Annotated in this window: 19 protein-coding genes; 12 read left to right on the forward strand and 7 right to left on the reverse strand. The window is 69.0% G+C overall.

Annotated features, from left to right (window positions below; all coding sequences use genetic code 11):
* Positions 1-149: 149 nt before the first annotated feature.
* The 5 genes from BLW00_RS01945 to BLW00_RS01965 are packed head-to-tail and all read left to right on the forward strand — an operon-like array spanning position 150 to position 6,415.
* A complete protein-coding gene (locus BLW00_RS01945; RefSeq protein ID WP_175494092.1) occupies positions 150-1,190 on the forward strand; it encodes a BMP family lipoprotein in 1,041 nt (346 codons plus the stop codon).
* Between the two features lie 37 nt (positions 1,191-1,227).
* Entirely contained in the window at positions 1,228-2,790 is a 1,563-nt protein-coding gene (locus tag BLW00_RS01950; protein WP_092548399.1) for an ABC transporter ATP-binding protein, read from the forward strand.
* Positions 2,787-3,905, forward strand: coding sequence for an ABC transporter permease (locus BLW00_RS01955; protein WP_092548402.1), 1,119 nt, complete (start codon positions 2,787-2,789; stop codon positions 3,903-3,905). The genes BLW00_RS01950 and BLW00_RS01955 overlap by 4 nt, the downstream gene beginning before the upstream one ends.
* On the forward strand, positions 3,902-5,191 hold the full coding sequence (locus BLW00_RS01960) for an ABC transporter permease (RefSeq protein ID WP_092548405.1): 1,290 nt from the start codon (positions 3,902-3,904) through the stop codon (positions 5,189-5,191). Before BLW00_RS01955 ends, BLW00_RS01960 begins: the two co-directional genes overlap by 4 nt.
* A gap of 9 nt (positions 5,192-5,200) precedes the next feature.
* A complete protein-coding gene (locus BLW00_RS01965) occupies positions 5,201-6,415 on the forward strand; it encodes a metal-dependent hydrolase family protein (RefSeq protein WP_092548408.1) in 1,215 nt (404 codons plus the stop codon).
* A 140-nt stretch (positions 6,416-6,555) separates the two neighbouring features.
* Here BLW00_RS01965 and BLW00_RS01970 read toward each other — a convergent pair whose 3' ends face one another.
* Positions 6,556-7,524: a beta-ketoacyl-ACP synthase 3 gene (locus BLW00_RS01970; RefSeq protein ID WP_092548411.1), complete on the reverse strand. Its 969-nt coding sequence runs from the start codon at positions 7,522-7,524 to the stop codon at positions 6,556-6,558.
* A 259-nt stretch (positions 7,525-7,783) separates the two neighbouring features.
* Between BLW00_RS01970 and BLW00_RS01975 the strand changes: the two genes are divergently transcribed.
* The gene (locus tag BLW00_RS01975; RefSeq protein WP_092548414.1) at positions 7,784-8,383 is read left to right on the forward strand and encodes a hypothetical protein; all 600 of its coding nucleotides are present in this window, start codon (positions 7,784-7,786) and stop codon (positions 8,381-8,383) included.
* 252 nt (positions 8,384-8,635) lie between these two features.
* On the opposite strand, the gene BLW00_RS01980 is transcribed toward BLW00_RS01975, so the two are convergent.
* A complete protein-coding gene (locus tag BLW00_RS01980; protein WP_217634266.1) occupies positions 8,636-11,023 on the reverse strand; it encodes a preprotein translocase subunit SecA in 2,388 nt (795 codons plus the stop codon).
* A gap of 198 nt (positions 11,024-11,221) precedes the next feature.
* On the opposite strand from BLW00_RS01980, the gene BLW00_RS01985 reads away from it, so the two are divergent.
* Positions 11,222-12,079 (forward strand): DNA/RNA non-specific endonuclease, encoded by an 858-nt coding sequence (locus tag BLW00_RS01985; protein WP_092548417.1) that lies wholly within the window; start codon positions 11,222-11,224, stop codon positions 12,077-12,079.
* Here BLW00_RS01985 and BLW00_RS01990 read toward each other — a convergent pair.
* The 3 genes from BLW00_RS01990 to BLW00_RS02000 form a co-directional block, all read right to left on the reverse strand.
* Entirely contained in the window at positions 12,056-12,565 is a 510-nt protein-coding gene (locus tag BLW00_RS01990; protein WP_092548420.1) for a GbsR/MarR family transcriptional regulator, read from the reverse strand. The genes BLW00_RS01985 and BLW00_RS01990 overlap by 24 nt on opposite strands.
* Before the next feature lie 81 nt (positions 12,566-12,646).
* Positions 12,647-14,263: an ABC transporter permease gene (locus BLW00_RS01995; protein WP_092548423.1), complete on the reverse strand. Its 1,617-nt coding sequence runs from the start codon at positions 14,261-14,263 to the stop codon at positions 12,647-12,649.
* Positions 14,260-15,252: an ABC transporter ATP-binding protein gene (locus BLW00_RS02000; RefSeq protein ID WP_175494093.1), complete on the reverse strand. Its 993-nt coding sequence runs from the start codon at positions 15,250-15,252 to the stop codon at positions 14,260-14,262. The genes BLW00_RS01995 and BLW00_RS02000 overlap by 4 nt, the downstream gene beginning before the upstream one ends.
* 104 nt (positions 15,253-15,356) lie before the next feature.
* On the opposite strand from BLW00_RS02000, the gene BLW00_RS02005 reads away from it, so the two are divergent.
* Positions 15,357-15,650 carry a DUF4287 domain-containing protein gene (locus BLW00_RS02005; protein ID WP_092551825.1) on the forward strand — a complete coding sequence of 98 codons (294 nt, stop codon included), beginning with the start codon at positions 15,357-15,359 and terminating at the stop codon, positions 15,648-15,650.
* Between the two features lie 42 nt (positions 15,651-15,692).
* Here the strand turns inward: BLW00_RS02005 and BLW00_RS23265 are convergent, their stop codons facing one another.
* Together BLW00_RS23265 and BLW00_RS02010 are read right to left on the reverse strand one after the other, a co-directional pair.
* Positions 15,693-15,869, reverse strand: coding sequence for a hypothetical protein (locus tag BLW00_RS23265; RefSeq protein WP_175494094.1), 177 nt, complete (start codon positions 15,867-15,869; stop codon positions 15,693-15,695).
* 203 nt (positions 15,870-16,072) lie between these two features.
* Positions 16,073-17,818, reverse strand: coding sequence for a helix-turn-helix domain-containing protein (locus BLW00_RS02010; protein ID WP_175494095.1), 1,746 nt, complete (start codon positions 17,816-17,818; stop codon positions 16,073-16,075).
* A 300-nt stretch (positions 17,819-18,118) separates the two neighbouring features.
* Here BLW00_RS02010 and BLW00_RS02015 point away from each other — a divergent pair, with 300 nt between their 5' ends.
* From BLW00_RS02015 to BLW00_RS02030, 4 genes are read left to right on the forward strand one after another with little or no spacing between them, the layout of a single operon-like run.
* Positions 18,119-18,847, forward strand: a complete 729-nt coding sequence (locus tag BLW00_RS02015) for an ABC transporter ATP-binding protein (protein WP_092548429.1) — start codon at positions 18,119-18,121, stop codon at positions 18,845-18,847.
* Positions 18,844-19,587: an ABC transporter ATP-binding protein gene (locus BLW00_RS02020; RefSeq protein ID WP_092548432.1), complete on the forward strand. Its 744-nt coding sequence runs from the start codon at positions 18,844-18,846 to the stop codon at positions 19,585-19,587. Before BLW00_RS02015 ends, BLW00_RS02020 begins: the two co-directional genes overlap by 4 nt.
* On the forward strand, positions 19,587-20,465 hold the full coding sequence (locus BLW00_RS02025; protein ID WP_092548435.1) for a branched-chain amino acid ABC transporter permease: 879 nt from the start codon (positions 19,587-19,589) through the stop codon (positions 20,463-20,465). Before BLW00_RS02020 ends, BLW00_RS02025 begins: the two co-directional genes overlap by 1 nt.
* Positions 20,462-21,673, forward strand: a complete 1,212-nt coding sequence (locus BLW00_RS02030) for a branched-chain amino acid ABC transporter permease (RefSeq protein WP_092548438.1) — start codon at positions 20,462-20,464, stop codon at positions 21,671-21,673. Before BLW00_RS02025 ends, BLW00_RS02030 begins: the two co-directional genes overlap by 4 nt.
* Positions 21,674-21,675 lie beyond the last annotated feature (2 nt).

Genomic DNA, 21,675 nt, shown 5'->3' on the forward strand with positions numbered 1-21,675 from the left:
CGTCGGGCAAACGATTTCAGCATTTTGCCCACGTTAAACATGATAGAAACATGCCAGCAACCCGACAGCAACGGGTGAAGCGAACACTGGGTCACATCGCACCTCGCTCTTCTTCTCCCATTCTTGCAATCGATTACCAAAGGAGACCCATGTCCCTCTCACGCAAACTCGTGGTGCTCGGCGGCGCCGCTCTGGCGGCATCCCTCGTCTTGACCGGCTGCTCCGGCAAGACCGCGACCGTGCAGCCCAGCGCCGACGCCGACACGCCGAAGGTGGCCATGCTCTACGGCACCACGGGCGACTTCTCGTTCATGGACAGCGCCTACAAGGGCTTCACCGACGCGCAGTCCACCCTCGACTTCACGCCGCTCGACTTCTCGAGCCCGAACACCGACGACTACCAGGACCGCCTCGACCTCGCCATCTCCCAGGGCGCCGGTCTCGCCATCGGCATCGGCTTCCAGTACGCCACGCCGATGGAGCAGACCACCGACCACCCCGACACGCAGTTCGTCGCGGTCGACATCGACAAAGGGACCGAGATCCCGGATGTCACGACCATCTCGTTCGCGGCCGAGCAGTCGTCGTACCTGGTCGGAGTCGCCGCGGCACTGACCTCGAAGACCGGCCACATCGGGTTCGTCGGCGGCGTCGACCAGCCGTCGATCCAGAACTTCTTCGTCGGCTACGAGGCCGGCGCGAAGTCGGTGAACCCCGACATCGTGGTCGACAAGACCTACCTCTCCCCGCTCGGTGACTTCACCGGCTTCTCCGACCCGACCAAGGGCAAGGAGGCCGCCGCCTCGATGTACGCCGGCGGGGCCGACGTCGTCTACGCGGCAGCCGGCGGATCGGGCCAGGGCGTCTACGAGCAGGCGGCATCCTCCAGCACCGATACTCAGAAGAACTGGGCCATCGGTGTCGACGGCGACGTCTACAACCAGGTCGACGAGTCGATCAAACCGTTCATCCTGACCTCGGCCATCAAGAACGTCAACGTCGCCGTGGAGGACTCGATCAAGGCGTTCCTGGACGGCACTCTCGAGCCCGGCGAGCAGGACTTCGATCTCTCGAACGACGGCGTCGGCTATTCCACCAGCGGCGGGTTCCTCGACTCCTACTCCGACCAGTTGGAGAAGGCGAAGCAGGCCATCATCGACGGCACCGTCACCGTGCCGACCGCGGTCTGACCGCCACGGCCTGACACCGATCGGAGACGGAGCGACCGTGCAGGAGCAGGACGTGCTGGTGCGCCTCACCGGCATCGTGAAGAGGTTCGGCACCTTCGTCGCCAACGATCACATCGATCTCGCCGTTCGAGCGGGCACCGTGCATGCGATCGTCGGCGAGAACGGCGCGGGGAAGTCGACCCTCATGAAGATCCTGGCCGGCGAGGAGCACCCCGACGAAGGCACGATCGAGATCGCGGGTGCGCCGCACTCGTTCCGGTCGCCTCGGGATGCCCAGCAGGCCGGGATCGGCATGGTGCACCAGCACTTCCTGCTCGCCGACGCCCTCCGGGTGTGGGAGAACGTCGTGCTCGCCGACGAGCCGGGCACGGCGCTCCGGCTCGACAGTGCGGCGGCCCGGCGACGGGTCGGCGAAATCGCCGCGGCCAACGGCTTCCCCGTCGACGTCGATGCGGTCGTGCGCGACCTCGGCGTCGGCGGGCGCCAGCGCGTCGAGATCCTCAAGGTGCTCTACCGCGATGCCCGGGTGATCATCCTCGACGAACCGACCGCCGTGCTCGTGCCGAGCGAGGCGCAATCGTTGTTCGCCGCGATGCGACGCTTCACCGAGGCCGGCGCGGCGGTCATCTTCATCTCGCACAAGCTCGACGAGGTGCTCGACTTCGCCGACGACATCACGGTCATCCGGGCCGGCGCCGTCGTGGGGCGCACCACTCCGGCCGAATCATCGGCCCCGGCCCTCGCCGCGCTCATGGTGAAGGTCGCGATGCCGAGCGTCGCGCCACGCGAGGTCGCCCCGGGAACCGCCGTCGTGCTCAGCGCCGCTGGCGTCACCGTCGGCGACGCCGGCGAGGTGCCGGCTCTCGACGACGTCTCGCTCGAGGTGCACAGCGGCGAGATCGTCGGCGTCGCGGGCGTCGAGGGCAACGGGCAGTCCGAGCTGCTGATGGCCCTGCTCGGCCGCGCCAAGCACTCGGGAACCATCTCGATGGGAGACGCCGACATCACCGACCTCTCGACCGAGGCACGCCGGGAGCGCGGGATGGCCTACATCCCCGAAGACCGGCACCGCGACGGCGTCGTGCTCTCGATGCCCCTGCGCGAGAACGCGGCCCTCGGCTACCACGCCCGTCCGCCGGTGAAGCGAGGGCCGTGGTTCAGCCGCGCGGGCGCGGCGGGCGTGGCGCGCACGATCATCTCCCGGTTCGATGTGCGCGGCGGCGATCCGTCGACGCTCGCCTCCGCGCTCTCGGGCGGAAACCAGCAGAAGTTCATCGTGGGCCGGGAGCTCGGTTCGCACCCGAAGGTGCTCATCGCGGCGCATCCCACTCGCGGCGTCGACATCGGCGCCCAGTCGGCGGTGTGGAACGAATTGACGGCGGCGCGCGACGAAGGGCTGGGCACCTTGCTCATCTCCGCCGACCTCGACGAACTGCTCGCCCTCTCCGACCGGCTGCTGGTGTTCTATCGCGGACGAGTGGTGGGCGAACTCGACCCGAAGACCGTCGACGCCCAGGTGCTCGGCGAGTACATGACCGGCGTGCGTGGTCAGGCGCCGGATGCCGGCTCCCGCCCCGACCCCGAAGGAGCCGCCGCATGATCCGCCGCATCGCCGTCGCCCTGGCCGGCCCGATCGTCTCGGTGCTGCTCGCTCTGCTCGTGACCACCCTGTTCCTCACCTTCGGCGGATACTCCGCCGCGAGCGCCTACGAGGTCATGTGGAACTACGGCATCGAACCGGCCTCACTCGTGTCGACGGTGAACAACGCCGTGCCGCTCTACCTCGCCGGAGTCGCCGCCGCGTTCGCGCTGCGGATGGGCCTGTTCAACATCGGCGTCGACGGGCAGTACCGCGTCGCCGCCCTCGCCGGAGCGGTGGTCGCGGCCAACCTGCCGTTGCCGCTGTGGCTGCGCCTGCCGATCACCCTTCTGGTCTGCTGCCTCGTGGGCGCGCTCTGGGCACTCGTTCCGGCTCTGCTCAAGGTCTACCGCGGTGTCAGCGAGGTGATCACGTCAATCCTGATGAACGCGATCGCCACCACGGTGGTCGCGATCCTGCTCGCGCACGTCTTCCGCTCCGGCAGCGGCCAGAACACGGGCACCGCGATCATCGGCCCCGACGGAGCGATGCCGGCCCTCATCGACCTGGGCATCGGCAACCGCACGACGATCTCCGGGTTCCTCGTCGTGGCGGTGGTGGTCGGCATCCTGTTCTATCTCATCCAGTACCGCACGGTGTTCGGCTTCACCCTGCAGGTCGCGGCACGCTCGCCCGAAGCAGCCGAATCGGCGGGCATCAAGGTGAACCGGCGCATCATCTGGGCGATGCTCGGCTCCGGCGCGATCGCGGGGCTGATCGGGCTGCCGCACGTGCTCGGCACCGCGTTCCGCTTCGACGGCACCCTGCCCACCGATCTCATGTTCACCGGACTCGCGGCCGCCCTGCTCGGCCGCTCGCACCCGATCGGCATGGCGTTCGGCGCCCTCATCCTGGCGTTCGTGGAGCGCAGCTCGCAGGTGCTCGGCCTGGTGCAGCTGCCCACCGAGGTGGGCTCGGTGTTCATGGCCGTCATCCTGCTGAGCTCGGCGGTGGGCTATTGGCTGACCGAGCGGGCCGATCAGCGCATCGCGCTCTGGAACGCGATCCGGCGCCGCCGGTCGGCCGGCCCCACGCCACCGTCACCCTCGACCCCCGGACTGGAGGCGGCACGATGACCGACACCGTCGAGACCACACCCGCTTCGGCGCCCGCGGCCGCACCACGATCGCTGGCGCCGAGCCCGCGACGGCTCCGTGCGGCCCTCCGCTGGGGACTGCTCGGCCTGGCCCTGGTCATCGTGGCCCAGTACGTCGCCGACGCCCCGGGTATCTCCGCCTCGTCGACCTGGGGCTCCGCGCTCCGGCTGACGGTGCCGATCGCCGTGGTCGCCATCGGCGGCCTCTATTCCGAACGCGCCGGCATCATCAACGTCGGGCTCGAGGGCATGATGATCGGCGGAACCTGGATGGCCGGCCTGTTCGGCTGGCTGTGGGGCCCCTGGGCCGCGCTCGGCGGCGGGGTGGTCGGCGGCCTCGTCTTCGGACTCCTGATGGCGGTGCTCTGCATCGAGATGGGGCTCAACCAGCTCGTCGTCGGCGTGGCGATCAACGTCATCGCCGCGGCGCTCGCCCGGTTCATGTCCGACATCGTGTTCAACGGGGTCGACGGCGGAACGATCGCCCATTCCCCGCGCATCGACGGCTCCCTGCCGGTGATCAGCGTGCCCTTCCTCTCGGGCGGTCTCGGCACCGTCGATCTGACCCGCGCGATGGAGAGCTCCGGCCTCCCGGTGCTGACCCAGATCGGGGGCATCGTCGGCGGCCTCACCCGCGACGTCTCGCTCGCGGCCATCCTCGGCCTCCTGCTCATTCCGGCCACGGCCTACGTTCTCTGGCGCACCAAGTTCGGTCTGCGCTGGCGGGCCGCCGGCGAGCAGCCCGCCGCGCTGCAGGCGCTCGGCGGAAAGGTTCACCGCACCCGCTACATCGCCGTGCTGGTCGGCAGCGGTCTCGCCGGGTTCGCGGGTGGCTACCTCGCGCTCATCTCCCAGGCCTATGTGGAGAATCAGACCGCCGGCCGAGGCTTCATCGGCCTCGCCACCCTGATCTTCGGCAACTGGATGCCCTCCGGCGTCTTTCTGGGTTCGTCGTTGTTCGGCTTCAGCGACGCCGTCGGCCTCGGGCGGCCGGAGACCTTCCGGGCGTTGCTGTTCATCCTCGCCGTGGTGTTCCTGCTGATCGGACTGCTCCGGATGTACCGGGGCGATCGCCGAGCCGGCATCGCGCCCCTCGTCCTCGGCGGTGTGCTGCTTCTGGTCTTCCTCTTCGTGCCTCTGCCCACCGAGCTGGCCACGGCTGCGCCCTACCTGGTGACACTCGCGGTGCTCGTGGTGGCCGGCACCACGATGAGACCTCCGGCCGCGCTCGGCCATCTGTTCCCCCGCAAGAACTCCCGCACCTGAGAGAGACCCATGAACCGCATCACCGACATCGCGCTCTGGGACGGCGAAGCCGCCCGCGGCATCAGCACCCTCGAGTGGGCCCTCGACGGAACCGACGGCGTCATCACCGACGTGCGGTCGTCGGATGCCGCCTCCTCCCCGGCCGGCGAGCTCGCCGTCATCCCGGGCCTCATCGACACGCACGTGCACCTCGTGGGCAACGCCGGTCACCGGCCCGCCGACTTCCTCACCTGGCCGCTCATGACTCGACCCGAGGAGCAGACGCTGCACGGCCTCGCCAACGCGGCGACGGCGATGCGCGCCGGAGTCACGACGGTGCGCGACCTCTCGGCCGACGACATCCAGTTCTCGATGCGGCGGGCGATCGACGACGCCGTCGTGGCCGGCCCGCGCGTGCTCGCGCACGGCATGGTGAGCATGACGGCCGGGCACGGCGATCTCTTCATCCCGCCTGCCTATCCCCTGCGCAAGCCTCTCGCCGACGGCCCCGACGAGTGCCGCAAGCTGGTGCGGCACTGGGCGCGGGCGGGCGCCGACGGCGTGAAGATCGCCACGAGCGGCGGCGTGCTCTCGGTCGGCGACAAGAGCGCTTGGCGCAACTACACCGGTGCCGAGATCGACGCCATCGTCGATGAGGCCCATGCACTCGGGATGCGCGTGGCCGCCCACGCGCACACGGAGGCCGGCATCGACGCCGCGCTCGAACACGGCGTCGACTCGATCGAGCATGGCACCCTGCTGAGTTCCGCGCAGGCCTCCCGCATCGTCGCGGCCGGCATCACGGTCGCGCCGACCCTGCTCATCAACGACCGGATCGCCGCCGGCGAGAACGGGGTCTCGGCCGAGCAATCGGCCAAAGCCGGCGAGTTGGTGGAGCGTCGCGACACCCGGATGAGGGCCGCCGCCGACGCCGGCGTCGACTTCGTGCTCGGCACCGACGCCAACGGCCATCACGTGCGCTTCGGCGATCAGATGGCGGAGGTGCGCCTGATGGCCGCGACCTTCGGCTGGACGCCGGACCGCGCGCTCCAGGCGGCGACCTCCCGGGCGGCCCGGGCGATCGGGCGCGAATCGCAGCTGGGTCGCCTGGCGCCCGGCCACCTGGCCGATTTCGTGGTGCTGCGCGGCCGGCCGTGGAACGACATCGCCGCCCTGGACACCGCGAACATCGTCGCGGTCGTGTCCCGCGGTCGCGTGGTCGAGGGCGCGCTCCCGGTCGGCTAGGTCTCTCCGGTTTCCCGGCGGGCGGGGAGGCCTTTCGGGCGGGTGGCCGGTGGGAACCCGTCGGATCGACGGCTGGGCCTGACCCGGTTCCAGACATCGGCATCCGCCTCGCTCTGCGATCCGCAGAACGAGAGGGGAGCCTACGCGCGAGCAGGGGTGTGCACCACCAGTCCGGCATAGGCGAACCCGCCGCCGAACCCGAAGAGCAGAGCGGGCGCATCCGCCGGGATGTCGCCGCGATGCCACGCTTTGGAGAGTCCGAGCGGCACGCTCGCGGCCGAGGTGTTGCCGGATTCGACGATGTCGGTGATCACGATCTTGTCGGTCAGGTGCAGCGCTTCGGCGAGCGGCTCGATGATGCGCAGATTGGCCTGGTGGCTGACCAGGATCTCGATGTCGGCCAGCGTGAGACCGGCGGCGGTCACCGCACGTTCGGCATGACCAGCCGCCTCGGTGATGGCCCAGCGGAAGACGGATCGGCCTTCCTGGGCGAAGTAGCGGGGCTCGCCGGGAGCGCCGTCGATGCGCACACCGTCGAGCAGGTGCGGCACCGAACCCCAGACCGTGGGCCCGACGGTCGGCCGGTCGGTGGCGCCGAGCACGAAGGCGCCCGCGCCGTCGGCCGTCAGGATGCAGGTGGAGCGGTCGGTGTAGTCGGTGAACTCGCTGAGCTTCTCGGAGCCGATGACGAGGGCCGTGGTCGCCGAACCGGCACGGATCGCCATGTCGGCGACGCCCAGCGCGTATTCGAACCCCGGGCACGCCGCACTGAGGTCGAAGATGCCGGGGCCCGCCATGCCGAGGCCGACGGCGACGCGACCGGCGGAACTGGGGCTGCGGTCGTGGCTCGTGACGGAGGTGACGATCACGAGGTCGACATCCGTCGCGGCGACACCGGCGTCGGCGAGCGCCATCCGGCCCGCCTCGATGGCCATCGACGTGACCGTGTCGGTCTCGCTCGCGATGTGGCGGGTGCGGATGCCGGTGCGTGAAGTGATCCACTCGTCGTTGGTGTCGACGAGGAGGCTGAGTTCCTCGTTGGTCATGATGCGTTCGGGCTGGAAGTGGCCCAGTCCGAGCAGCTGGCTGCCCCTGCGGTCTCCGGTCATGGGATGCCTCTCGCTCGTCGTGCTGGTGGTGGGGATCGCCAGGCGATCCACGCTGAGAGTAACCCCGCGAGCATGCCGGCGGCGGCATGGATGAGTGTTCTCACGTCCGTCGCGAAACCGAGGCTTGCCGAGCACGGGGTCGCGCGTTAGCCTGATCCTCCGCGCTGGGCGATCGGCCCGCGCACGACGATGGCCCACGTCCGCCGCGAAGGACGACACCTATGACGAACGACAGCAAGGGCGGCTTCTCGCCCGTCCGATGAGGCGCGCACGGCGGGCGACGATCCGCCCCGCGCTCTGGTCTCCCGACGGCGTCGAGCCCCTGCCGGGGACGACCTATCTCGAGCATCTCGCACCCCATGACGGCGACGCCCCACTGCTCGCGGCCGCCGCGGTGCTCGAAGCGTGCCGGAACCCGCTCGGCACCACCTCGGTGCACACCGTCGCGGAGCGGCTCACCGCCTTGCAGGGCCCGCACGACGTCGACCGGATGCTCGAGGCCATCCGGCTCGACGTCCGGGTCAGCCGTCTGCGCCTCGCCGAGTTGGGGCGTTGGCTCTGCCGATTCGGGGTGCGCGACTGGCAGGTGAAGGGCGGGCTCGCCCTCCTCGGCATCTCCGGCACGCCGGGCGACGCCGGGCTGGTCGCGCGTCTCGGTCTGCTCGACGACGTCACGCTCTACGCGGCCGTCGCGCTGCGCAACCTCCTCCCTCCGGCCGAGGCCGAATCCGCACTCTTCGATCTGGCGAAGAAGGTGGAGGGGTCGGGGCGCATCCACTGCGTCAACCGGCTGAAGAATTCACGGCGACCGGATGTGGCGGACTGGCTGTTGCAGGGAGGCCACGACAGCGCTGTGTGATGGCCACTGGTGAACCAGCGGAGGACTTCGCCGACTGGCAGCGAGTGGTCGAGACCACATCGACCACCTCGATCTGCCGAACAACACTTGCCGAATAGCGCTTGGGTATGCGATATTGAAGTCTCAAGTTGCAAACGGAATCGGGACCGGTTGCAGCTTCTCGTCTGACTGGGGCGGGGGGATGGATGCGGCGCCACGGATAACGTGTCGCCGCATCCTCTGGTTAAAGCCCGGTCTGCGGATTCGCGGCCGCTACTCGAGGTTGAGCGCACGTCGCCAGCCGCGACCGAGCGCTCGCACCGCCCGGTCGCCGGGCGTGCCGAGCGGGTTGTCGGTCATCATGTAGGTCCAGGTCGCCGACGGCCGTTTCAGGCCGAGCGCCGCCAGGCCGTCGTCGAGCGCCTCGATGGTGAGCGCGGCGACGTCGGATGCGGTGCGGCTCGCCACGCGTTCGAAGAACCCGTCGAACTCCTCCCGCGCGATGCGACTGAACTCGTCGACCGGAACCAGGCCGGCCAGTGCCCGCAGGTGGATGCCGTCACGCACCTCGGAGAGCAGGGCAAGATGCGCCTGCCACTCGTCGTCGAGGTGGAAGAGCTCGATCTGGCGGGCGGCTTCGCGCATCCGGTCGGCGATCGAGGCCTCCACCGTGCCGGCTGTCGCGTGCTCCTCGGCCAGCAGACGGTCGCGCACGTCGAGCACGGCCGACCGCTGCCGCACCACGACCCGGTTGTAACCCCAGGTCGAGCGGTGCCGGTCGAGCCGGAGCCCCTCCGCGATCGCCTGGCTGTCGCGCAGGATCGTGGCACGGCGGGCGGGCGGGAGCTCGTCGCCGTCGCGCTCGATCGCGGTGAGCACGTGGGCCGGCGCGGAGGTGCGCACGAGGTCGTCGTCGAGGCTGGCGAAGGAGAAGCTGCCGCCCGGGTCGCCCTGGCGTCCGGCCCGGCCGCGCAACTGTGCGTCGAGCCGGCCCGACGGGTAGCGCCCGGTGGAGACGACGGCCAGCCCACCGAGGGCGGCCACGCGGTCGTGGGCCGCGCCCGCGGCGGCCGCAGCGGCTGCGTCGACGTTCCCCGCGTCATCCACCCTGCGGTCGTCGCCACCGGCCGCGCCATCATCCGCTCCGCCGAACCGGTCGCCCACCCCGCCGAGCCGGATGTCGGTGCCACGGCCCGACATCTGCGTCGAGATCGTCACCGCGCCGAGTGCACCCGCTCCCGCCACGATCCGCGCCTCGTCGGCGTCGTTCCGCGCGTTCAACACCGTGGAGGCGACGCCCGCGTGCTCCAGGGCCGTGGCGAGCGCATCCGATTCGGCCACGCTCTGCGTGCCCACCAGCACGGGGCGACCGGATGCGTGCAGCCCGCGCACCGCGGACACCACGGCCTCGCGCTTCTCGGCCTGCGTCAGCAGGATCTGCTCGGGTGCGTCGATGCGGATGCTCGGCACGTGACGCTCGATGCGCCCCGTGGGGAGGTGATAGAACTCGAGCAGGTCGTCGGCCACCGCGACGACCGTTCCACTCATGCCGGCGAGGCTCGTGTAGCGGGTGAGCAGGTCGTGGATGGCGATCGTGTCGAGCACGACGCCGGCGCTCGAGACGGGCAGCCCTTCTTTGGCTTCGACCGCAGCATGCAGGCCATCCGGCCAGCGTCGCCGCAGGGCCACCCGGCCGCGACCGGCGTCGATCAGCCGGATCTCCCCGTCGTCGACGAGGTAGTCGACGTCGCGGTGCACGAGTTCCCTCGCATGCAGGGCGAGGTTGAGCTGGGTGAGCAGGCCGATCCCGTCGTCGCCGTAGAGGTTGAGGCCGTCGAGGTGCGACTCGAGGCTGTCGAGTCCGGCGTCGGTCAGCGTGACGGTGGCGCCGTCGTCATCGACCTCGAAGTGCACGCCCGGGCGCAGCCCGCGCACGAGTTCGGTGGCCCGCGCCATGCTCGCAGCGGCCTCGGCCGACTCGCCGGCGAGCACGAGCGGCACGGTGGCCTCGTCGATCATGACGGCGTCGGCCTCGTCGACGATCGCCGCGTCGAACACCGGATGCACGGCGTCGGCCGCCGACACCACGAACCGGTCGCGCAGCAGGTCGAACCCGACCTCCGCGACCGGCACGTAGAGCACGTCGGCACGGTATGCCTCCCGCCGTTCCTCCGGCGTGGACGACTGGCCGAGCGCGGCCACGTCGAGGCCGAGGAAGGCGAAGAGTGGACCCATCCACGCGGCGTCGCGCGCGGCGAGGTAGTCGTTAACGGCGAGCACGTGCACCTGACGCCCCTGGAGGGCGAGGCCGGCGGCGGCGATCGCACCGGCGAGGGTCTTGCCCTCACCGGTGTCCATCTCGACCGCGTTGCCGGCCAGGAGAGCGGCGGCCGCGAGCAGTTGTTCGTCGACCGGGCGGAGATGAACGGTGCGGTCGGCGGTCTCGCGCGCATCGGCGAGGAACTCGGCCGTCGACACCGCGCCGTCGTCAGGCGCGCCGGCGTAGCGGCGGGCTGCGTCGCGGAGTTGCGCATCCGTTCGCGCTCGGTAGTCGTCCTCGAGCGCCGACGCCTCCGCGACGACCGCGGCCTGCTTGCGGAACGACACCGCCCCTGGCCGGCCGAGCACTCGCCCGAGCACGCGGGTCAGTCCCCCGATCATCCTGCGCTCACCCGCCCATTATCCGCACGCCGCCTGCGAGCCGGCCCGGCCGCGCCACCCGAGGGTCGAAGAACCGGTGCAGGCAGCACCCGCCCTCACCCTCCGTGGGGCAAGCGCGGCCGACACGGCGGCGAATGTTCAGCGGGGCGTCACCGGGGCGCGGGTTGCGCATCCGGGCCGCCGTGCTCGACTGGAGGAATGACCACGCTCGGCTTCGACCCCGGATTCCTCGCCGCTCCCTGCCCGCTGCCGTCGCCCGACCCCGCGCGGCGCATCCACGAGCTCCCCTACACGCATTTCACCGTGCTGCTCGACACCGATCGACGGCTCGCCGCGGCGACCGCCGTGAACATCGACGGCTCCACACTGCTCGACCTCGGCCGCGGCGACGACTGGCATCTCGACGAGCGAGTGCCCGCCGACGAGCAGACCGGCCCCGAGGTCTATGCCCGCAACGATCTCGACCGTGGACACCTGGTGCGCCGCCGCGACCCCGTCTGGGGCGAGGCGGCGGTGGCGAGCGCGGCGAACGTCGACACCTTCTCGTACACCAACGCCGCCCCGCAGGCCGCGCAGTTCAATCAGTCGAAAGAGCTCTGGAACGGCCTCGAAGACTACCTGCTCGGCTACGCCGAGGCCCACCGGCAGCGGTTGAGCGTCTTCACCGGACCCGTCTTCGGCGACACCGACCCCGGATACCGCGGAGTGCGCATCCCGCTCCGCTTCTGGAAGATCGCGTGCTGGGCCACACCGCCCGCGCCGGCCGGCCCCACCGCGCTCGCCGCGAGCGCCTACCTGCTCGACCAGTCGCCGCAGCTCGACGACGTCGATCTCGAGACCGCGCTCGCCCGCGCGCGAGCGGCGGATGCGCCGCCACCGCTCGGCCCGTACCGCACCTTCCAGCTCCCGATCGCGGATGTCGCCGCCCTCACCGCCCTCGATCTCGGCCCCCTCGTGGCCGCCGACGTCTACGAACCGGTTCCCGCCGCATCCGGCACCCCGCCCGGGCATCCCCTGTGGCGTGAACTCACGTCAGCGGCCCAGCTCCGCTTCTGACGCGGCCCGCCGCGTGCCGCCCGCGGCGCGCTGTCCCTCCCATTCCTCGAGCAGCTGCGGCATCCGCACCTCGAGGAAGCGGTAGAAGTCCACCATGTCCTGCACGCGCACGGCGGCCTCCGATCCCGGGTCGCCGAGCGCGTCGTGCACCGCCTCGGCGAGCCCCGCCAGCGTGCCGTACAGCGGGCTGTTCTTCAGCGACGCGGTGAACCAGGTGTCTTCGACGAGCTCGTAGCGGTCGCGACGGCTGCCGTGCTGGGCGATGCGGTGCACGGCCCCGAGGGTCTGCAGGTAGCGCACTCCGCCCGAGACGGCGGCGGCGCTCACGCCCAGGCTCTGGGCGAGTTCGGCGGCGGTGAGTCCGCCGGGCTGGGCCACCAGCAGCGTCATCAGCAGTCGCGCGGGCATCTTCGGGAACCCGGCCGCCGTGAGCGTCGCCGCCGACTTCTCGACCGCCATCCGCAACGCCTGCTCGTCTCGCGCCATCCTCTCAGCCTCTCATGCCGCGCTCTCGCCGAGCGTGCAGGCCCGAGCCACGCCGAGCCGCCCGTGCTCCATCGCGCGCCCTCACGCGGTGCTCACCTCACGCCGCCGCATCAGCACCACGGATGCGCCGACCGCCACCAGCGCGATCGCCGCCATCCACACCGCCCCGCTCCAATCGGTCGTCGACCCGGTGATCACGGGAGTGTGGGTGAACGGCGACACGTCACGCAGCCATTGGGGCATCCCGATCAATCCGCCGAAGTTGCCCACCACGACGCCCACAGCCACGAAGGCCCACCCCGCCGCGATCATCGCCTTCGGCACCAGCACGAACAGCAGCGACAGCACGCCCAGGTAGATCAGGGCAGCGGGCAGCTGCGCCGCCGCCGTGGCGAACACGTCACCGGCACCCACCGAGCCGTCGCCCGATGCCGCGAGGCTCAGTGCCGCCACTCCCGCCGAGGCGGCGAGAACGATCGCGATCGCCACCAGTCCGAGAACGAGGTAATCGACCAGCCAGCGCACCCGCGAGACCGGCGACGAGAGCACCAGCTCGGCGGTGCCGAGCGCTTCCTCCTGACGCATCCGGATCACCGCCTGCGTCGCGCACGCCGCCGCCAGCACGCCCACGAAGCTGAACATCGCCGCCACCAGCGTCTGGGTCATTGACCCGGCACTCCCCACGATGCTCTGCAGCGACTGCTGGATCGACGGATCGCTCGCCGCCGCCTGCTGCACCAACGACGAGAGGGTTCCGGCCAGCAGCCCGAACGCCGCACCCCCCACCGACCAGCCGAGGATCGTGCCCCACTGCAGGCGCCATGCCAGCCCGAACGAGCTCGACAGCGTCGCACCGGCGGATGCCCGGCCGCGCCGCTCGGGGATCAGGCTGGCTCCGCTATCACGCACTCCCTGCAGCACGAACACGGCCACGAAGCACAGCACCGCCAGCGTCGCGCTGAGCAGCAGCGGCGCGAGCGTGTTCTCGGTGTAGGCGGCGGTGTGCTGGGCCCAGCCGATCGGCGAGAGCCAGCTGGGCCAGGCGCTCGCCAGGGAGAGCGGCCCGGTCCGGGTGCCGAGCGCGTCACCCACGCCGCGCAGCAGGAAGGCGAGGCCGACCAATGCGACCGCGAGGCCGTTCGCCCCGCGGGAGGTGCGCATGAACTGGGCGGCGAGCATGCCGATGGCCAGGAACACGATGCCCGTCGCCGTCGTGGCCACCCCGGCGATCAGCGAGCCGTCGACCGCCATCCCGCCGAGAGCGAGGCCGGCGAACACCCCGAGACCGATCAGGATGTTCGCACTCACGCCGTGCACGAGGGTCGCCACCGTGGGCAGGGTGCGGCCCGCCGGGGTGGAACCGATGAGTTCGGCTCGGCCCGATTCCTCCTCGGCGCGGGTGTGCCGCACGGCGAGGAAGGTGCTCATCATCGCGGCCAGCAGCGCGAGGTAGGTGAAGATCTCGAAGAAGACGAAGGCGTCGAGTCCGCCGCCCTGCGGCAGTCCGCGGAGGATGAGGATGGCCGGGCTCTGGATGGCGAGTGCGAGGATCTGGTCGCGTTCGGCGGCGTTTCCGTAGGTGGTGGCGACCGCCGTGGCAGCGAAGAGGGCGAGCAAGGCGGTGCCGCCGATCCAGAAGAACAGCTGCAGGCGGTCGCGACGGATGCGCTGCCGCAGCAGTGCCGCGAGCTCGCTCATCGACGGTTCGCCCCTTCCGCATGACGCGGGGAGACCGCGGGGGCGCTGGCGTCACCGGTGGGGGCGGCACCGGCACCCGCGCCGTCGAGCTGTTCGCCGTAGTGCCGCAGGAAGAGCTCTTCGAGCGAGGGCGGGGCGATCGTCAGCCCCTGCACGTCCAGCGCGCCGAGGGCGCTCAGCACGGGCGCGAGCCGGTCGCTGTCGACGGAGAAGCGGGCGCGACCGGCGTCGACGAGCAGATCGTGCGCATCCGGGATCGAAGTGAGTTGCGCATTCGTCAGTCCCCCGCTCACGAAGGCCACCTCGGTGCGGGTGAGGTGCCGGAGCTCGGCGAGGGTGCCGGTCTCGGCGGTGGCGCCGGCGCGGATGATGGTGACGCGGTCGCAGAGCTGCTCCACCTCGGAGAGGATGTGGCTCGAGAGCAGCACGGTGGTGCCCTCGCCGGCCGCGCGACGGATCTCCTGCTCGAACACCGATTCCATGAGCGGATCGAGTCCGCTGGTCGGTTCGTCGAGGATGAGGAGGTCGGCGCGCGTCACGAACGCGGCGATGAGCGCGACCTTCTGGCGGTTGCCCTTCGAATAGGCGCGGCCCTTCTTCGTGGGGTCGAACTGGAAGGCCTCGACCAGGCGCCTCTTGCGCGCGGCGTACGCGGCCTTGTCGGCAGCGCCGCCGCGGAGGCGGCTGATCAAGTCGATCGCCTCGCCGCCCGAGATGTTGGGCCAGAGGTTCACGTCGCCCGGCACGTAGCCGATGCGGCGATGGAGGTCTTTAGCGTCGGTCCAGGGGTCGCGGCCGAAGACCGTCGCCCGCCCGCTCGTGGCGCGGGCGAGACCGAGCAGGATGCGGATCGTGGTGGACTTGCCGGCGCCGTTCGGGCCGAGGAAGCCGTGCACCTCGCCATCGGCGACGTCGAGATCCAGACCGTTCAGGGCAAGCACGCGGCCGTACCGCTTCTCGAGGGCCCTGACCTCGATCACTGCGTTCATGAGCGCCACGTTACGCTCATTTCACAAATTTGTGAATTGTCTATCGAGACCCCGATGGCAGCAGAATGTTCTGGACGCATCCGCTCGCTCAGCAAGGAGAACCGATGTCCTTCCAGGCCTATCTCGACAACATCGAGAAGAAGACGGGGCTCACGCCGCGCCAGTTCATCGATCTGGCGCAGGAGCGCGGGTTCGGTCCCGAGACGAAGGCCGGCCCGATCCTGCAGTGGCTGTCCGACGACTACGAACTGGGTCGCGGCTACGGCATGGCGCTCGTGCACGTCATCACGAAGGGCGACCGGATCTCGTCGAAGCATGTCGGCACCGAGACCGCCCACTCCGACCCCAACGACCACCTCTGGCTCGACGGCGCCGCCACGAAGCCCGCCGGCTACTAGCTAGGTCTTCTACACCGAACCGTCTTCGGTTATCTGCCGCTTCTAACCGGGTGCCATCACCGGTCGGGATGGGGTGTTGAGGTCTGCGTAGTAGTCGGCCTCGAACTCATCAGGCGGTGCATCTCCGAGATCGGCGTGCAGGCGGCTGCTGTTGAACCAGTCGACCCACCCCATGGGGACCCACTCGACGTCGTCGATGTTCTTCTGGGGAGTTGCCAATTCACTTTGAGGACCGCGTTGTCGGCTGGGTGGACGAGGTGGAAAACCTCGCGGATGACGTATCTTTTGTGGCAGCGGACGATGTCGCGTTTGCTGAGGCCTTCGGCGGTGCAGCGGGAGCACTGCCTGGCGGCGGCCTGGTCGTACCGTCGCTGCGGTCCGCCACGAGAAACAAAAGGGTAGTCGGCTGATTGGAATTCGCGTCAACGGTCCGTCCGGGTGGTAGCCGCGCTCTTGAGCCGCCAGAGACGCAGCGCCACATGAGTGTCAAGTCGATGGGGTCCACGCCGCCAGGTCGGGGTGAGTTCGGTGTCGATCCGTTCGATCCGCTGTCGCATCGTGTTCGGGTGAATACGGAGAACCTCAGCCGTGTCGTTGATCGATCCATGTGCGTCGAGATACGCAAGCGCAGTTCCGAGTAAAACCTCTCCTCGTGGTTGGCCAAGAAGCGGGCCGAGATGCGCAGTCATGAAACGGTGGGCCGTCGCCGGATCCCCGTCTCTCAGGAGAAGTCCTGCGACTCCCGCCTCCGCCGCGCCCGCTATGGCGCCCGGCGCACCCATCGCGCGCATGGCCGAGGCGATTGCGGCCGCCTCAGCGTAGGCGCCCGGCGCCTTAGCCAGTTCCGGCGCGCTGGCAATGCCACCGAAGCACGGTAAGTCCTGGACGAGCGGTGTCGCCCTGGTTCTGAGGACCTCTTCTGGGCTCCTCGCCACGATCACGACGCGGCCAAGGTATCCCGCCACGATGGTCTGTCCGCTTCTGGTGAGTTGGCGGACGCGCGTGAGAAGCCGACGTCGGCTTGAGTCGTCCGGTTCTGAGGGCACCAGAACGGCGATGCTGGTTTCGCGATCCGCGCCGAGTGCCCGCTGCACCATCGTCGAGGAGAGCGTCGGTCGCTCCGGATCGAGCGGGGAGACGAGCGCACTCACGAGTTCGTTCTCGTGGAAGTGGCGCACGTCATCGATTGTCCTGTCGTACAGCAGCGCGATACTCGCGTAACGCGCAACCGACGCGGCAACCACATCCGATGCCTCAGGCGGTGCGTCGCGAGTAACGATGATGAAGCCGGGTCCAGCATCGCCGATGAGCGCGGCTCGTTCTTCATGCTCACAATCCCCTCGAACTGTCCCCATGGTGGCCTCGTCGTCATCTTTGAGGGATGAGCGGGCAAGCTCAGCACCCATGGAATCCACTACGCGGAGCTGCGTTCCTGTTAGCGCGCCGGCAACGGCGAGGAGTTCGTCCAGGCCGCTATGCTCGGCAAGCTCATCGGCGAGTCGGACCTCGAGTTCGCTGCGCACCCGTTCGGTTGCCAAGGCACTGCTGAGGTCCTCGATCGCCTTCTTGGCTACCAGCTCGGCCGTCCTCTCGTTCTCTTTCGCGCCGATGAGTTCAACCGCCGCTGCAGCGAGGCTGGCGATCCGCTCCAGGTGTTCGCGCTGTGTCGGTGTGAACGCGCCGGGCGTTCGGTTCGCCGTCATGAGTGCGCCGACCACCTTGCCAGCGATGCGAAGCGGCGCACCGAGGATCGCACGGACCCCTTCTTCGACGACGACGACGTCGATGTCCGGCAAATGCGTCTTTCCCTCGTCGGGGAGATAGTCGGGCGTCTCCGCGATCACTCCTCCGGCCGCCAGGCCGAGGACGCCTGTGCCCAAGGGCATTCTGATTGCGGCGTAGGCCTCGGTGCGCACCCCGTCCGTCGTCCGGATGAAGGTCTCGGTGCGTTCGGAGTCATTGAGGCTGATATAGGCGATGTCTGTGTTCAGCAACAACCGGGCTCGCCGCACGATCGAGGACAAAAGCAGCTCGGGATCGCGAAGTGTCGAGATGTCTCGAGCGATGTCGGTGAGTGTTGCCGTAATGGTCGATTCAACCGGTGTCATGTCGCTATTCTCGCGCGAATGTGTAATGAACACACACCCTTTGTCGAAGATAATGGCCATTTCGCACATCCCGTTGCGTCGTAACGCGGGTCACACTCAAGGCAACGCAACGAAGCGAGCATCAAAGGGGATATGTGCAGAGGTATTTATCCCGTCGCGCAGCCCGAGCAAATGAGGCCGCTCGACGGCACGTCGAGATAGACGTGGTCGCGTAGCTGATGCTCGCAGCACGTGCACGAGATCTTCCCCCTCGCACACTTGCACCATCCGCTGCTGTCCTGCAGGTCAGCTCGGTATCACACGAAGAACAGCCGGCCACGCGATCCCTTGGATCGTGCAGCTACAAGGAGGTAGCCACTAATGACGGATGACAACTCGACCCCGTCGTCCCCACGGCTTGAAGTCAGGGACCTGACCGTCGCCTTTGGAGGGCTGACTGCCGTTGCGGGCGTCTCGTTCGATGTGGAGCCCGGCGAGATCGTGGCACTGATCGGACCGAACGGTGCCGGAAAGACCACTGTCTTCAACGCTGTCTGCGCCCTCGTCCGCAGGCGCGGCTCAGTCTCGATCGATGGCGAGCCAGCTCCGACTCGACCCTCAGGGCTCGTTGGTCACGGCGTATCGCGTACGCTTCAGGGCCTCGGCCTCTTCTCAGGACTGACGGTGCGGGAAAACTTGCTGGTGCCGTTGGCTTCGCGGGCCGACCGCGAAGCTCTGGTCGACCGAGAGCTCAGCCGGCTCGGCGTGGCACACGTTGCCCACGCACCGGTCGGGGCGCTACCGTACCCGGAGCGAAAGCGCGTTGCACTTGCCCGTGCACTCGTCGTTCAGCCGCGCCTGCTGCTGTTGGACGAGCCTGCCGGGGGTCTCGGCTCCGAAGACATCGCCGCACTCGGTGCGGTGATCCGAGAATCCGCCCAGGCCGGGTGTGCCGTGCTTCTCGTAGAGCACCACGTCGACTTCGTCATGAGTATCGCCGACCGGATCGTTGTACTGGACTTCGGACAGGTGATCGCACGGGGCACTCCCGACCAGGTGCGCGACGACCCGCGCGTCGAAGAGGCGTATCTCGGGGTGAAGGCCGCATGAGCGGCGTAGTGTCCGTAGGCTTCCGCGGCGGAGCACTCGACATCCGTGACCTCACTGTCGGGTACGGCGGCGAGCCGGTCCTTCATTCCGTGTCGTTCGATCTGCGCCCGGGGGAGATCGTGGCGCTCCTGGGTGCCAACGGAGCAGGCAAGACGACCCTGCTCCGTGCTGTCGCAAGGCTGGTGCGCGTCGCGTCTGGCACGATTGCGCTCGACGGCGCGGACCTTGGGCAGGTGCGCACAGAGGACCTGGCTCGGCGCGGCGTCGCGCTCGTTCCCGACGGACGCAGTGTGGTCGGCGAACTGACGGTGGACGAGAACCTGCGGCTCGCCGCACTCTGGCGTCACCGTGGCGCCGCGCGTGAGCGCGCAGTCAACGGCATCTACGAAATCTTCGGCTCGCTCGCACGACGTCGTTCGTCGGCCGGTCACCAACTCTCCGGCGGCGAGCGACAAATGCTCGCACTGGGCCGCGCACTGATTACGGAGCCCACCGTGCTCGCCCTCGACGAACCATCGCTCGGACTGGCCCCCCTCATCGTGGCGCAGGTCATGGGCACGCTGCGTGAGACCGCTGCCAGTAGAGGGCTCACCGTGCTATTGGCCGAGCAGAACGTGACGAGCGCCTTGTCGATCGCCGACCGCGGGGTCGTGCTCAACCTGGGCCGTGTGGTTGCTGACGCGTCGGCCGCCACCCTCGCAAACGACACTCATCTTCGTCACGCATACCTAGGATTCTGATGGACCGACTTATCTTCCTCCTCGCCACGGGATTCGCGCGTGGCGCGATCTTCGCCCTCTTTGCCCTGTCGCTCGTCTTGATCTGGCGTGCCGCGCGGATCGTCAATTTCGCGCAGGGAGCGATGGCGCTGGTCGCCACCTACGCCGCCTTCGCCGTCGCCGGACTTACAGGGTCGTACTGGATCGGGCTCGCGGCAGGAATCATCACCGGCGCTGCCATGGGCCTCGCCGTCGAGCGCGGTGTCATGCGCTTCGCTCCGCACGACAACCCGCTGTCCGGCGTCATTGTGGCGATCGGGCTGGTGATGGTGCTTCAGTCGTTGCTGGGGATCTTCTTCGGTCAGCAGCACCGACCCATGTCCATACCGTTTGATGACAGCCCCATCGTGGTATGGGGCGTGCCCCTTCTTTCGCCGTACGACTTGTTCGTGCTCGTGGTCGCGCTTGCAGTCATGGCAGGACTCAGCCTGTTGTTCACCCGGACGTCGCTCGGCCTGCAACTGCGAGCGTCGGCGTTCGCGCCCGAGGTGTCCCGCATCCTCGGTGTCCGAGTAACTCGCATGGTGACGATCGGATGGATGTTGTCGGTCGCAGTCGCGGCATTCGCTGCAATTCTGCTCGTACCGACGGAGCTGGGGCTGAACCCCCACTCGACGGACGTCCTCTTCCTGTACGCCTTCACGGTCGCAGTCGTCGGTGGGCTTGATTCCACTGTCGGCGCCCTCGTAGGCGGAGTGATCGTCGGCGTGACCATGACACTCGTCACCGGATATCTCGGCGCGACCGTGGCCCCGATCGGCGTACTCGTGCTGCTGGTCGCCGTGCTCCTCATGCGTCCCAGCGGGATCTTTTCGATGCGCGAGGTACGCAGCGCATGAACCGGCTCATCCCCTCCATGGCAAGAACCACACGCATCGTCGTGGCCGGCGCGATTTTGACCACCATCGCGATTGGCGGGACATTTCTGCTCGATCCGTATCGCAATTATCAACTGGCCACGATCGCCGCCATCTTCTGCGCGACAGCCGGCCTCACACTATTGGTCGGACTCAGCGGCCAACTGTCATTAGGGCACGCGGCGCTCATGGCGGTCGGTGGCTACGGCTACGCCCTCGCCAATACTGTCCTGACCGAGGCGGGCATTGACGGTGCCCTGAGATTTGTCATCGGCATGATGGCCGGCGTCGTGACCGCCGGGGGTCTTGGCCTTCTTCTCGGCTTGGCTGCCGCCCGGCTCCAAGGGCCATACCTCGCAGGTCTGACACTCGCAGTCGTGATCGCGCTGCCGGCAGTAACCGCCGTCTTCAGCGGCGTACTCGGCGGAGATGAGGGTCTGCAGACCGCGTACGACGGCGTTCCGACGCTGCTTCGTACGGCTATCGCCGTCGAGCAGTGGCAGGCGTGGGTGTCGATCCTGGTCGCGGGCGTCGTCGTGACGGCGTTGGCCATCCTGGCTCGTGGTCGACTGGGGCTGCACATGCGCGCGGTACGTGACGACGAGGTCGCCGCCGGCCTGAACGGCGTGCGAGCGGGTCGTGTCAAGGTTGCGGCGTTCACCTGGAGCGCCGTCGCTGCAGGTGCCGGCGGCGCTGTGCTGTGCTTCGTCACGCAGTCCGTTAGCCCGGGGGCGTACACCCTCGCATTCTCGCTGCTGCTCGTCGTGGCGGTCGTCGTGGGAGGTCTCGGCAGCATCGGCGGCGCCGCCATTGGCTCGGCGCTGATCGTGCTACTCCCCTGGCTGATCGAGACCGCCGCCGGGACCCTGGAACTACCGGCTGGACTCGAACAGCGCCTAGCAGGCAACGTGGCCATTCTCGTCTTCGGCGCGCTTCTCATCATGGTGGCCATCGCCTGGCCGGCACGGCTCGCCGGGGCACGCCGCCGAACGCGCACCGCCCCCAAGCCGACGGGGACGATTGCGGATGCGACAACCACGCCACGCGATCCCGCGGTGCCAGACACCGGCTCCGCAGCTCCGACCAGGCATGGAAGTCCTGTCCCGCGGGGAGCTCGCCCCGATGATCTCGTCGCCCCCATAAACGCGCCGGATCACAAATCCGTTCCGGCCGATCAAATAGAGAGGTAACT

Origin of the sequence: Herbiconiux ginsengi (assembly GCF_900107435.1) — a bacterium.
Lineage (GTDB): Bacteria > Actinomycetota > Actinomycetes > Actinomycetales > Microbacteriaceae > Herbiconiux > Herbiconiux ginsengi.

Bases quoted from the DNA above. Each gene is read 5' to 3' on its own strand.
- BLW00_RS01945 (WP_175494092.1), top strand. From the start codon at position 150: ATGTCCCTCTCACGCAAACTCGTGGTGCTCGGCGGCGCCGCTCTGGCG.
- BLW00_RS01955 (WP_092548402.1), top strand. From the start codon at position 2,787: ATGATCCGCCGCATCGCCGTCGCCCTGGCCGGCCCGATCGTCTCGGTG.
- BLW00_RS01960 (WP_092548405.1), top strand. From the start codon at position 3,902: ATGACCGACACCGTCGAGACCACACCCGCTTCGGCGCCCGCGGCCGCA.
- BLW00_RS01965 (WP_092548408.1), top strand. From the start codon at position 5,201: ATGAACCGCATCACCGACATCGCGCTCTGGGACGGCGAAGCCGCCCGC.
- BLW00_RS01970 (WP_092548411.1), bottom strand. From the start codon at position 7,524: ATGACCGGAGACCGCAGGGGCAGCCAGCTGCTCGGACTGGGCCACTTC.
- BLW00_RS01975 (WP_092548414.1), top strand. From the start codon at position 7,784: ATGAGGCGCGCACGGCGGGCGACGATCCGCCCCGCGCTCTGGTCTCCC.
- BLW00_RS01980 (WP_217634266.1), bottom strand. From the start codon at position 11,023: ATGATCGGGGGACTGACCCGCGTGCTCGGGCGAGTGCTCGGCCGGCCA.
- BLW00_RS01985 (WP_092548417.1), top strand. From the start codon at position 11,222: ATGACCACGCTCGGCTTCGACCCCGGATTCCTCGCCGCTCCCTGCCCG.
- BLW00_RS01990 (WP_092548420.1), bottom strand. From the start codon at position 12,565: ATGGCGCGAGACGAGCAGGCGTTGCGGATGGCGGTCGAGAAGTCGGCG.
- BLW00_RS01995 (WP_092548423.1), bottom strand. From the start codon at position 14,263: ATGAGCGAGCTCGCGGCACTGCTGCGGCAGCGCATCCGTCGCGACCGC.
- BLW00_RS02000 (WP_175494093.1), bottom strand. From the start codon at position 15,252: ATGAACGCAGTGATCGAGGTCAGGGCCCTCGAGAAGCGGTACGGCCGC.
- BLW00_RS02005 (WP_092551825.1), top strand. From the start codon at position 15,357: ATGTCCTTCCAGGCCTATCTCGACAACATCGAGAAGAAGACGGGGCTC.
- BLW00_RS02010 (WP_175494095.1), bottom strand. From the start codon at position 17,818: ATGGCCATTATCTTCGACAAAGGGTGTGTGTTCATTACACATTCGCGC.
- BLW00_RS02015 (WP_092548429.1), top strand. From the start codon at position 18,119: ATGACGGATGACAACTCGACCCCGTCGTCCCCACGGCTTGAAGTCAGG.
- BLW00_RS02020 (WP_092548432.1), top strand. From the start codon at position 18,844: ATGAGCGGCGTAGTGTCCGTAGGCTTCCGCGGCGGAGCACTCGACATC.
- BLW00_RS02025 (WP_092548435.1), top strand. From the start codon at position 19,587: ATGGACCGACTTATCTTCCTCCTCGCCACGGGATTCGCGCGTGGCGCG.
- BLW00_RS02030 (WP_092548438.1), top strand. From the start codon at position 20,462: ATGAACCGGCTCATCCCCTCCATGGCAAGAACCACACGCATCGTCGTG.